We start from the raw sequence: 10,503 nt of genomic DNA, 5'->3' as shown, positions 1-10,503 counted from the left end.
CACGTAATCCTGGAACGACAGCGTGCTCATCGACAGGCGGGCGACGTCGTCGGTGACTTCCATCGCCGGGGCGGGGGCCGGTTGCGGGGCCGGTGCGGGGCGAGCGGGCTGGGCGCGCGGTGCGGCGGCGCGCTTCGCGACCGGGGGCGACGGCGGGATCGGACCGGCGGCCGACAGGCGCTCGATCTGTTGAACGCTTTCCGGCGCCATGGCCAGCACCTCGACGCCTTCGGCGCAGGGCTTGGTCGAGAGCACGACGGCGTCTTCGCCGAAAGCCTGGCGGACCAGGGTCAGGGCGTCGCGCGAAGTGCGGGCGGTGAAGCGTTTGACGTTCATCGGGAGCTCCAGGAGATCGAGCAGGAACCAGTGGCAAGCAATGGCATCCAGTGTGTGAGAGCGCAGCCGGCCGCGGTCCGGGGATGAGCCACCGTAAATCCCTTCATTTGGGATGTTTCGTGCCGAGGGGGCACGGCGGTGGACAGGAAGGCAGAGGTCATGGACGGACGCGGTGGATGCGTGCCGTCATTGTTCCGGGGTGGGGCGGAAACTTGAGAGGGATGAGAGGGGGGAAAGACCCCCTGTTCCGCGGTGCTAACGCGACAGCAAGGCTGTGTGGTCGGACCACGTTCCCTTCAGGTCGACCCGGGGTCCCGCTGCAACGGAAGCCCAGAACGCACTGCCCGCGCTCAGCTGGAGCGCCAGTTCGGGAGGCGACACGACCACGACATTGATGCTCTTGTGATGCTGGCGGCCGACCGACTTGAAGGCTGCCTGGGCGGACACCGAACTCAACTCACCGACGACCAGCACGTCCACGTCGCTGAGTGCGTCTGCCGTTCCTGCTGCCTGCGACCCGAAGACCGCAATGTAGGCGGCGGCCAGCGTTTGCGCCCTGGTACGAAGATCCTCCATCAGCGAGCCGGCGCGGGCAAACAAGGATCGAAGCGGCTCGGTCAGCGGCGAATCGAGGTTGATCGAATACCGCGTCGATGGACTCTCAGGCAGCGCTCGCACCACCCCGCCCTCGACCAGAACACGCAGCAGCTTGCTGGTGTTGCCCGAATCCGTGCCGGCCGCCTGGGCCAGGCCGCGCAAGTGATAGGCCTGGTCCGGGTTCGACAACAGCACTTCGAGGATGCGTGCCTTGGTCTTGCTGCCGAACAGGGCTGTCAGGACGTCGCTCATTTGCTGTCAATTCTACAGCAAATGCTGTCGAATCAACAGCAAAGGAGACGCGATCAGTTGGCGCCGATGATCGACCCGATGCGAATCGAGTGCGTCTCCGGAATCTCGCTGTGCCCCAGCACCCGCAGCCGCGGCGCGGCGCGCTTCAGCAGCCGGGCCATCGGCGCGCGGATCACGTCCGGCACCAGCAGGCAGGCCGGGTGGCCGAGGTCTTCCTGGCGCTTGGCCGACGCGGCGGCGCTGCGCGTCAGAGTGTCGGCAACGCCGGGGTCGAGCACCGCGCCGTGCGGCGAATTCAACGCCTGCGTCACCAGGCGCTCCAGCTCCGGCTCCAGCGCGATCACCTCGAGCTCCTTCACCGGGCCGTAGATCTGCTGCACGATGGCCGGCGCCAGGCTGATGCGGATGCGCCGCGCCAGCTCGCCCGGCTCGCTCGCCACCGCCGCATGCTCGGCCAGGCTCTCGACGATCGAGCGCATGTCGCGGATGTGCACGCCCTCTTCCAGCAGCAGCTGCAACACCTTCTGCAGGCTGGCGATGCCGACCATCTTCGGGATCACGTCTTCCATCAGCTTCGGTGCGAGCTTGGTCACGTGCTCGACCAGCTGCTGCGTCTCGACGCGGCCGAGCAGCTTGGCCGCGTGCAGCTGCATCAGGTGCGACAGGTGCGTGGCCACCACGGTGGAGCAGTCCACCACCGTGAAGCCGTTCATCTGCGCCGCTTCGCGCTGGCGCTCCTCGATCCACACGGCCGGCAGCCCGAACGCCGGGTCGGTGGTTCGGGTGCCGATCAGCTGGGTGGTGGCACCGCCCGGGTTGATCGCCAGCAGCATGCCCGGGAAGGCCTCGCCCTCGCCGACCACCGCGCCGCGCAGCGTCAGCCGGTACATGCTGGGCTTGAGTTCCAGGTTGTCGCGGATGTGCACCGGCGGCGGCAGGAAGCCGACATCCTGCGCGAACTTGCGCCGCACGCCCTTGATGCGCTGCAGCAGGTCGCCCTCGCGGTTCTTGTCGACCAGCGTGATCAGCCGGTAGCCCACTTCCAGGCCCAGCGTGTCGACCGGCTGCAGGTCGTCCCAGCTGGCCTCGGCATTCGGTTCGGCCACCGGCGCGGCCGGCGGCGGGGTGTTCTTCACGCGCTTGTTGCGCTCGTTCATCCACCAGGCGGCATAGCCCATGCTGCCCGAGATCAGCAGGAACACCAGGTGCGGCATGCCCGGGATGATGCCCAGCAGGCCGATCACGCCGGCCGTGATGCCCAGCACGCGCGGCGAATTGAAGACCTGGCTCGCGACCTGCGTGCCGACGTCTTCTTCCTTGCCGACGCGCGACACCACCATCGCCGCCGCCACCGAGATCAGCAGCGCCGGCACCTGGGCCACCAGCGCATCGCCGATGGCCAGCAGGATGTAGCTGTCGGCCGCCTGCGACGCCGACAGGTCGTGCTGCGCCACGCCGATGATGAAGCCGCCGATGATGTTGATGAACAGGATCAGCAGGCCGGCCATCGCGTCGCCGCGCACGAACTTGCTGGCACCATCCATCGAGCCGAAGAACTCCGCCTCGTTGCCCACTTCGAGGCGGCGGCGCTTGGCCTCCTTCTCGTCGATCAGGCCGGCGTTCAGGTCGGCATCGATCGCCATCTGCTTGCCGGGCATCGCATCCAGCGTGAAGCGCGCGCCGACCTCGGCGATGCGCTCGGCACCCTTGGTCACCACGACGAAGTTGATCACGACGAGGATCGCGAACACGATCAGGCCGACCGCGAAGTTGCCGCCGATCAGGAAATGGCCGAACGACTCGATCACCTTGCCGGCCGCGCCCGGGCCGGTGTGGCCTTGCAGCAGCACGACGCGGGTGGAGGCGATGTTCAGCGACAGCCGCAGCAGCGTGGTCAGCAGGATGACGGTCGGGAAGGCCGAGAAATCGAGCGGCCGCACCATGTACGCGGCAACCATCATCACCATCAGCGCCATCGCGATGTTGAAGGTGAACAGCAGGTCGAGCGCGAAGGCCGGCAGCGGCAGCACCATCATGGACAGCACCATGATGATGAAGACCGGCGCCATCAGCGCCTTGATCGCCTTGGCGTGCGGCCCGAGCCAGCCCTGCAGTTGCTTCATCAATGCGTTCATGCCCGGGATTGTTCCGGACCCCGGCCGGGACTTGAGCCGGATCAGCAGGGCAAAGGCAGCGCTATTTCTGCTGTGCGAAGTGCTCGTCGTAGCGGTGCACGAAGTCCTTCGCCGCCAGCGGCAGGTGGCAGGCACGGCAGGCGGCGGTGTCGTCCCCGCTCTTCTGCCCATTCGGCAGGTAGCTCGCGTAGACCCAGTTGCCGTTGCGCAGGGCCTCGGGCGCGCTCCGGCCCCAGCCGGCCCCCTTGGCGTGGACGAACACGCGCAGCAGGTCACCCTTCACCAGCTTGCCGTCGGCACCGGTCTTCAGGCTGCCGTCCGGCGCCACCTGGGCGGCGTAGTTCTCCATCACCATCACGCTGCCGTCGGGGAAGCCGGCTGCGGCGGTGGCGCTGGCCGCGCCGGGGTTCATGTAGATCTCGCGCACCTGCTTGACGTCGGGCCGCTGCACCGCGGAGAGGAACTTGGGCCAGGCCTTGTAGCCGGCAGGCAGCGGCAGCTCGTTGTCATTCACCGGGGCCGATGCCGGCGGCTGGGCGCAGCCGGCGACCAACAACAACATGCCGAACAGGATGGAAGGGGATCTCTTCATGGCAACTCCTCTCGTGGCGCATGGCTGCGTCGGTTGGGGGGTGGCGATGATGGTGTGGCGTGCAGAGCCGAGTCAACCTGACATTCATTCCCCGTCCGCGGGCCCGGGCTTGTGGTGCGGATCGAGCTCGGCCGGCACGTTCAGTTCTGGCAGCGCACCCGGCATCGCGACGCGGCCGGTGAGCGCGGCGCGCAGCTGGTACACGTAGGCGAGCACCTGCGCGACCGCAGCGAACAGCGCCGCCGGGATCTCGCGGTCGACCTCGGCATGGGCGTACAACGCACGCGCCAGCACCGGCGCCTGCAGCACCGGCACCTTCGATTCCTTCGCGGTGTCGCGGATGCGCATGGCCATCAGGTCGGCACCCTTCGCGACGACACGCGGCGCGCCCATCTTGCCTTCGTCGTACTTCAGCGCGACGGCATAGTGGGTCGGGTTCATCACCACCAGGTCGGCAGTGGGCACGGCGGCCAGCATCCGGCGATTGGCCATCTCGCGCATGCGGGCGCGGATCTTGGCCTTGATCTCCATGTTGCCTTCGACTTCCTTGTGCTCCTGCTTGATTTCCTGGTGGCTCATCTTCAGCCGCATCGCGTGCAACTGGCGCTGCAGCGGCACGTCAACGGCGGCGAACACGGCCAGCGCCAGCAGCACCAGCAGCATGCCGCCGACGATGGTGCTGCCGACGTGCGACAGCGCCTGCGGCAGCGGCATCGACAGCGCACCGGCGAACATCTCGACGTGCGAGCGCAGGTACATCGCACCGATCGTGCCAAGGATCAGCGCCAGCACCGCGCCCTTGATCGCCTCGATCAGCTGCTGCTTCGAGAACAGCTTGCCGATGCCGGTGATCGGGTTGAACTTGTCGAACTTGGGCGCGAGCGGCTTCAGCGTCCAGACCCAGCCGCCGGCCGCCACCGCGACGGCGATGCCGACCACCATCATCAGGAGGCCCATCGGCAGCACGACCCAGATCAGCTTGCTCGTGAGCTCTGCCAGCCGCTCGCCCATCGCCTCGGGGTTCTTCGCCATCGTGGCGTTGAACTGCAGGCCGGTGGCGAGCAGCTGCTTCAGCCAGCGCGACAGCAGCGGCGCCGCGGCCACCAGCGCCGCGCCGCCGACCGCGATCGCCGCGAAGTGCGACAGATCGCGCGAACGCGCGACCTGGCCCTCGGATCGGGCCTTGTCGAGCTTTCGCTGCGAGGCGGGCAGGTTGCGGTCTTGGTCGGACATGGCGGGGGCGGAATTGCGCTGCCGCGATTGTTCCGGGGTGGCCCGTGAACTTGAGCGAGAAGAAGAGGCAAAAGACCTGTCACTTCGCGCTAGCTATGGACAAACGGTCCCTCGTCCGAAGATCAACTTCGTTGAACCAAAACGCAGCGTGCGTGACAGAGCTGTCTTCTCACCAACTTGCCTGCCGAAGGACATCGATGCAAATCATCAAAAAGCTTTCCGATCGAGTTCGCCCTATGGGGATCTTGCCCCGGATAGAGTTCAACGTCACCGAGGAACATAGGGAAGCGGCGCGGCAGTGCGTGCGGGACGCAGTCAAAGAACGGAAGCAACTGGCTCCGGTCACTCCGACTCCGTTTGCAAAACATTTGCCCGGACAAGGCCCCTACTTCTATTGGCAGGCGTGTCATATGACGAAACTTTCCGGGCAACCTTATCTACCACCCGAGCTGATCACGGAAATCCTTGCCATGGAAATGGCACTGATCAAGACCGGTCTGTGCAGCCCTGCCAGAGTCGGCCCCCCGCCAACGACGCTGGAAATGATTGTCACAAGAGCAAACAACCAGCTCCTTCTGACCTCAGACGTCGACTTCTTCACCCACGCGCCAAAGAACGCCCCCGGCCTGGCAAGCTCCTGGCCTCCATCGCCGACTATCTCAAAGGTCATCGCTCCAAGACCTTCAAGAAACTTGCGAAGGAGCTCGTGAACTCGCAAAACGATCAGGAACGGTACGCCGCCGTCCTGGAGAAGATCATTGAGAAGGCYAAGGAAAAGCAGGCCCGATGACGCGTCTCCAGCTGCGATGCCGACAGGCGCGTCTGAAACTTTCCCCGACGATCGACCACAACTCACCCGCCAGACTCGCCTACTGAAACCTACTCAGCATCTGCTCCAGCGCCATCGTGAACGGCGCCTGCATCATCGGCAGYGTCAGCAGCACGCCCACCAGGCCGACGCCGAGCGTGATCGGGAAACCGACCGCGAAGATGTTCATCTGCTGGGCGATGCGCGAGATCACGCCCATCACCAGGTTCACGAACAGCAGCATCGTGACCATCGGCAGCGCGATCCACAGCCCGAGCTTGAAGACCTCGGCGCCCCACAGCTGCGGCTGCAGCACGTGCAGGGCGCTGAACGGCTCGGCCGTCACCGGGAAGGCCTGGAAGCTCTGCACCATCGCCGCGATCATCAGCAGGTGGCCGTTGATGATGATGAACAGCCAGCCGACGATGATGCCGAAGAAGCGGCCCACCGCGTTGCCCTCGGCACCGCTCATCGGGTCGAAGAAGCCGGCGAAGTTCAGCCCCATCTGCAGCCCCACCAGCTCGCCGGCGAACTCGATCGCGGCGAACACGATGCGCGCCGAGAAGCCGAGCGTGATGCCGATCAGCACCTGCTGCAGCACCACCGCATAGAGCATCGGCGAATCGAGCGGGATCACCGGCATCGCCGGCAGCGAGGCCTGCGCACTGATCGTGATCAGGAACGCGAGGCCGACCCGCACCCGCACCGGCACGTTCTTCTGCGACAGCAGCGGCGCGCTGCTGAACAGCGCCAGCACGCGGATGAACGGCCACAGCAGCGGCGTCAGCCAGGCGGCGAGTTGGGCGTCGGTGAAGGTGAGCATGATTTCTTCGGCACCAACCCTTCGACAGGCTCAGGGCGAACGGCTTCTTTCAACCCACCACCGACGGAATCGCGGTCAGCGTGCGCTGCACGTACTCGACCAGCGTGGTCAGCATCCACGGCCCGGCGAACATCAGCACCGCCACCGCCGCGACGATCTTCGGCACGAACGACAGCGTCTGCTCGTGGATCTGCGTGGCCGCCTGGAAGATGCTGACCAGCAGGCCCACGCCCAGCACCACCAGCAGCACCGGCGCCGACACCATCAGCAGCAGGTACAGGCCCTGCTGGCCCAGCGTGAAGACTTGTTGGGAATCCATCGGAATCTCTTCAGTGAGTTCAGGTCGAGAAGCTGGCCGCCAGCGACCCGAGCAGCAGGTTCCAGCCATCGGCCAGCACGAACAGCATCAGCTTGAACGGCAGCGCCACCAGCACCGGGCTCAGCATCATCATCCCAAGGCTCATCAGCACGCTCGCGACGATCATGTCGATCACCAGGAACGGGATGAAGATCAGGAAACCGATCTGGAACGCGCTCTTCAGCTCGCTCGTCACGAAGGCCGGCACCAGCACCTTGAACGGCACGTCGGCGGCCTTCACCGCGGCATCCACCTTCGCGAGCTTCGAGAACAGCATCAGGTCGGCCTGGCGCGTCTGCTTCAGCATGAAGGCGCGCATCGGCACCTCGCCGCGCTTCAGCGCCTCGTCGAAGGCGATCTTGTTCTCGGAGTACGGCTGGTAGGCATCGGCGTAGACCTTGTCCAGCGTCGGGCTCATCACGAAGAAGGTCAGGAACAGGCTCAGCCCGACGATCACCTGGTTCGGCGGCGCCGATTGCGTGCCCATCGCCTGGCGCAGCAGGCTCAGCACGATCACGATGCGGGTGAAGCCCGTCATCATCAGCAGCACCGCCGGCAGGAACGACAGCGCGGTGAAGAACAGCAGCGTCTGGATCGGCACCGAGTAGCTCGTGCCGCCCGCCCCCTGCCCCACCAGCAGCGGCAGCGCGGCACCACCGCTTGGCGCAGCCTGCGCTAAAGCCGCTGCAGGAACGGCCGACAACACCGTCAAGGCAGCGATCGTGCCGATGCGGCGCACGCGGGCCGAAGAAAACAAATGCTCAGCGTTCACCGGTCGACCCCTGGTCACGACGGAAACGCGACAAGATTTGCGCAAAGGCGGGATGCACCGCCGGCATCTGCGGCGGCGCCGCTTCGCTCTGCGGCGCCATGTTGTGCAGCACCGTGATGTTCTGCGCCGTGACGCCCAGCACCAGCCAGCGGCGCTCGTCGCCCTGCCCCACCTCGACAGTGACAAGGCGCTGGTTCGACGACAGCGGCAGCGCAGCCACGCTGCGCATCACCCCCAGCCCGCCGGCACCGCCCATCGGCGTGCGCTTGAGCAGCCACAGGGCCACCGGGATCATCGCGATGATCGCGACGAACCACATGAACGACGTGATCGCAGGCGACATCGCTCAGGCACCCTTGCTCAGGCGGCGCATGCGCTCGCTGGGCGTCACGATGTCGGTCAGCCGGATGCCGAACTTGTCGTTCACCACCACCACCTCGCCCTGCGCGATCAGGTAGCCGTTGACCAGCACGTCCATCGGCTCGCCCGCCAGTGCGTCGAGCTCGACCACCGAGCCCTGCGCCAGCTGCAGGATGTGCTTGATCGGGATGCGCGTGCGACCCAGTTCCACGGTGAGCTGCACCGGGATGTCCAGGATCATGTTGATGTCGTTCGGCGCCGACGGCCCCGCACCCGACGCGAAGTTCGTGAACGCCACCGGCGACACCTGCTCGGCCGCGTTCTGCACCTCGGAGGCGGTCTCGGGCTTGGTCTCGGCGAGTGCGGCGGCCCACTCGGCGGCCATCGCGTCCTCTTCGGACGGCGCTGCGTTGTCAGCTGACATTGTTTTCCCCCAACCAGCTCATCGACGAGCCGGTCAACAGTTGATCGATCTTCAAGGCGTACTTGCCGTTGGAGGTTCCGTAGTGGCAATCGAACACCGGCACGCCCGACACCTTGGCCTGGATGCCGGCCTGCAGGTCGAGCTCGATGAAATCGCCGGGCTTGAACGACAGCAGCTGCTCCACGGTGGCCGGGGCCTGCGCCAGCTCGGCCACCAGCTCGACCTCGGCCGACTGGATCTGCTGCTTCAGCAGGTTCACCCAGCGCTTGTCCGGCTCGTTGCTGTCGCCCTGGATGGTCGAATACAGCACGTCGCGGATCGGCTCCAGCGTCGAATACGGGATGCAGAAATGGATGGTGCCGGTGGTGTCGCCGATCTCCAGCGTGAAGCTGGTGGCCACGACGATCTCGCTCGGTGTCGCGATGTTGGCGAACTGCGGCTGCATCTCCGAGCGCTGGTATTCCAGCTCGAGCGGGTAGATGCCGTGCCAGGCCTTCTTGTATTCCTCGGTCACCACGTCGACCAGGCGCGTGATGATGCGCTGCTCGGTCGGCGAGAAATCACGGCCCTCGATGCGGGTGTGGAACTTGCCCGCGCCGCCGAACAGCGAGTCGATCACCGCGAACACCAGCGTCGGGTCGCACACCACCAGCCCGCTGCCGCGCAGCGGACGCACCGAGACGATGTTGAAGTTGGTCGGCACCACGATCTCGCGCAGGAAGGCGCTGTACTTCTGCACCTTGATGCCGCCGATCGAGATCTCCGGGCTCTTGCGGATGAAGTTGAACAGCCCGATGCGGATGTTGCGCGCGAAGCGCTCGTTGATGATCTCCATCGTGGGCATGCGCCCACGGACGATCCGCTCCTGGCTGGCAATGTCGTAATTGCGGATGCTGCCGTGCTGGACTTCTTCCTCTTCCAGCTTCTGGCTTTCCCCGGTGATGCCCTGCAACAGCGCATCGACTTCGTCTTGCGAAAGGATCTGCTGGTTCATGGGGTGGGCCTGAGGGTGACGACCGGATGCGGCGTCACTGGATGATGAAGGTGGAGTAGTGCACGTGCGTGACCGGGTTGTGCACCGCGGCCTTGCGCTTCTTCTTGCCCTTCTTGCCCTTGGACGCGTCGTCGTCGGCGTCATCGGCGTCGACCTCGATGCCCAGCGGCAGCACCGCCTCGCGCATCACGTCCTTGGCGAGCTGGATCTTGCCGTTGCCGTCCAGCAGCTGCTGCGAGGTCTTGTGCGACATCACCATCAGGATGCCGCTGCGGATCGCCGGCATGTAGACCTTCAGCTGCTCGGCGAACTTCGGGTCGTCGACCTCGAGCGTGACGCCGATCTGCGCGAAGCGCTCGGCATCCTTGTCGGCCAGGTTGACGACGAACACCTCCAGCGGCACGAAGGTCGGGACCGTCTTGTGCTCGTCCTTGGCGTGCTTCTCGGGCGCGGCGGCACCGGCATCGTCGCCGTCTTCTTCCTCGGCGGCTGCGGCGGCCGCGGCGGCCTTCTTCTTCATCACCACGACGGCGCCACCACCGCCCGCCACCAGCGCGAGCACGGCGGCCACGATGATGATCAGCTTCTTCTTGCCCTTCGGGGCTGCACCGGCAGGGGCGTCGGCGACGGCAGTGGACATGGACATWTCCCTCGTTGGAGCCCGCTCGGCAGCGCCACGACGGCGCCGCACTCGCGGGTTGCAATGGGGAAATTATGGAAAACGGGCGGAAATCCTAAAGCGCGATAAGCGGGTGAAAACCACGCCGTTCGGCCGCCGGGTTCAGGCGTAGAGGTCGACCCCGCCGGCCGACACGCGGG

The 10,503-nt window shown here is 65.9% G+C and carries 12 protein-coding genes and 1 pseudogene; 1 reads left to right on the top strand and 12 read right to left on the bottom strand.

Annotated elements, in window-relative coordinates; genetic code table 11:
• The 5 genes and pseudogenes from AC1D1T_RS25500 to flhB all read right to left on the bottom strand — a co-directional run.
• Positions 1-336: pseudogene (locus AC1D1T_RS25500) on the bottom strand (flagellar biosynthesis protein FlhF); the annotation flags it as partial.
• Positions 337-591: 255 nt separating this feature from the next.
• Positions 592-1,185 carry a nucleotidyltransferase domain-containing protein gene (locus AC1D1T_RS25495; protein WP_477827772.1) on the bottom strand — a complete coding sequence of 198 codons (594 nt, stop codon included), beginning with the start codon at positions 1,183-1,185 and terminating at the stop codon, positions 592-594.
• A 53-nt stretch (positions 1,186-1,238) separates the two neighbouring features.
• Positions 1,239-3,320: a flagellar biosynthesis protein FlhA gene (gene flhA / locus AC1D1T_RS25490; protein ID WP_477827773.1), complete on the bottom strand. Its 2,082-nt coding sequence runs from the start codon at positions 3,318-3,320 to the stop codon at positions 1,239-1,241.
• A gap of 61 nt (positions 3,321-3,381) precedes the next feature.
• Positions 3,382-3,912 carry a cytochrome P460 family protein gene (locus AC1D1T_RS25485; protein WP_477839034.1) on the bottom strand — a complete coding sequence of 177 codons (531 nt, stop codon included), beginning with the start codon at positions 3,910-3,912 and terminating at the stop codon, positions 3,382-3,384.
• 84 nt (positions 3,913-3,996) lie between these two features.
• Positions 3,997-5,145, bottom strand: a complete 1,149-nt coding sequence (gene flhB / locus AC1D1T_RS25480; RefSeq protein ID WP_477992719.1) for a flagellar biosynthesis protein FlhB — start codon at positions 5,143-5,145, stop codon at positions 3,997-3,999.
• 197 nt (positions 5,146-5,342) lie between these two features.
• Between flhB and AC1D1T_RS25475 the strand changes: the two genes are divergently transcribed.
• Positions 5,343-5,855, top strand: coding sequence for a hypothetical protein (locus AC1D1T_RS25475; protein ID WP_477826691.1), 513 nt, complete (start codon positions 5,343-5,345; stop codon positions 5,853-5,855).
• Positions 5,856-6,014: 159 nt separating this feature from the next.
• Here AC1D1T_RS25475 and fliR read toward each other — a convergent pair whose 3' ends face one another.
• Genes fliR through AC1D1T_RS25440 form a run of 7 tightly spaced genes read right to left on the bottom strand, consistent with a single transcriptional unit; the run spans position 6,015 to position 10,324 of the window.
• Complete coding sequence (gene fliR, locus AC1D1T_RS25470) at positions 6,015-6,776, bottom strand: flagellar biosynthetic protein FliR (RefSeq protein ID WP_465111050.1); 762 nt, start codon at positions 6,774-6,776, stop codon at positions 6,015-6,017.
• 49 nt (positions 6,777-6,825) lie between these two features.
• Positions 6,826-7,095, bottom strand: coding sequence for a flagellar biosynthesis protein FliQ (gene fliQ / locus AC1D1T_RS25465; protein WP_047500495.1), 270 nt, complete (start codon positions 7,093-7,095; stop codon positions 6,826-6,828).
• A gap of 19 nt (positions 7,096-7,114) precedes the next feature.
• Positions 7,115-7,873: a flagellar type III secretion system pore protein FliP gene (gene fliP, locus AC1D1T_RS25460; protein WP_477826692.1), complete on the bottom strand. Its 759-nt coding sequence runs from the start codon at positions 7,871-7,873 to the stop codon at positions 7,115-7,117.
• 22 nt (positions 7,874-7,895) lie between these two features.
• Positions 7,896-8,249 carry a FliO/MopB family protein gene (locus tag AC1D1T_RS25455; protein ID WP_047500487.1) on the bottom strand — a complete coding sequence of 118 codons (354 nt, stop codon included), beginning with the start codon at positions 8,247-8,249 and terminating at the stop codon, positions 7,896-7,898.
• A gap of 3 nt (positions 8,250-8,252) precedes the next feature.
• Positions 8,253-8,651: a flagellar motor switch protein FliN gene (gene fliN, locus AC1D1T_RS25450; RefSeq protein WP_369820469.1), complete on the bottom strand. Its 399-nt coding sequence runs from the start codon at positions 8,649-8,651 to the stop codon at positions 8,253-8,255.
• Positions 8,652-8,679: 28 nt separating this feature from the next.
• Entirely contained in the window at positions 8,680-9,684 is a 1,005-nt protein-coding gene (gene fliM, locus AC1D1T_RS25445; RefSeq protein WP_047500482.1) for a flagellar motor switch protein FliM, read from the bottom strand.
• A 34-nt stretch (positions 9,685-9,718) separates the two neighbouring features.
• On the bottom strand, positions 9,719-10,324 hold the full coding sequence (locus tag AC1D1T_RS25440) for a flagellar basal body-associated FliL family protein (RefSeq protein ID WP_465111049.1): 606 nt from the start codon (positions 10,322-10,324) through the stop codon (positions 9,719-9,721).
• Positions 10,325-10,503 lie beyond the last annotated feature (179 nt).

This window comes from Rhizobacter sp. P2_H3, assembly GCF_056403355.1.
The sequence above is the reverse complement of the archived record's forward strand: the minus strand, read 5'-3'. Positions and strand labels throughout refer to the sequence as shown.

Excerpts from the sequence above, each read along its gene's own strand:
- AC1D1T_RS25495 (WP_477827772.1), bottom strand. The coding sequence starts at position 1,185 with ATGAGCGACGTCCTGACAGCCCTGTTCGGCAGCAAGACCAAGGCACGC.
- flhA (WP_477827773.1), bottom strand. The coding sequence starts at position 3,320 with ATGAACGCATTGATGAAGCAACTGCAGGGCTGGCTCGGGCCGCACGCC.
- AC1D1T_RS25485 (WP_477839034.1), bottom strand. The coding sequence starts at position 3,912 with ATGAAGAGATCCCCTTCCATCCTGTTCGGCATGTTGTTGTTGGTCGCC.
- flhB (WP_477992719.1), bottom strand. The coding sequence starts at position 5,145 with ATGTCCGACCAAGACCGCAACCTGCCCGCCTCGCAGCGAAAGCTCGAC.
- AC1D1T_RS25475 (WP_477826691.1), top strand. The coding sequence starts at position 5,343 with ATGCAAATCATCAAAAAGCTTTCCGATCGAGTTCGCCCTATGGGGATC.
- fliQ (WP_047500495.1), bottom strand. The coding sequence starts at position 7,095 with ATGGATTCCCAACAAGTCTTCACGCTGGGCCAGCAGGGCCTGTACCTG.
- AC1D1T_RS25455 (WP_047500487.1), bottom strand. The coding sequence starts at position 8,249 with ATGTCGCCTGCGATCACGTCGTTCATGTGGTTCGTCGCGATCATCGCG.
- fliN (WP_369820469.1), bottom strand. The coding sequence starts at position 8,651 with ATGGCCGCCGAGTGGGCCGCCGCACTCGCCGAGACCAAGCCCGAGACC.
- fliM (WP_047500482.1), bottom strand. The coding sequence starts at position 9,684 with ATGAACCAGCAGATCCTTTCGCAAGACGAAGTCGATGCGCTGTTGCAG.
- AC1D1T_RS25440 (WP_465111049.1), bottom strand. The coding sequence starts at position 10,324 with ATGTCCACTGCCGTCGCCGACGCCCCTGCCGGTGCAGCCCCGAAGGGC.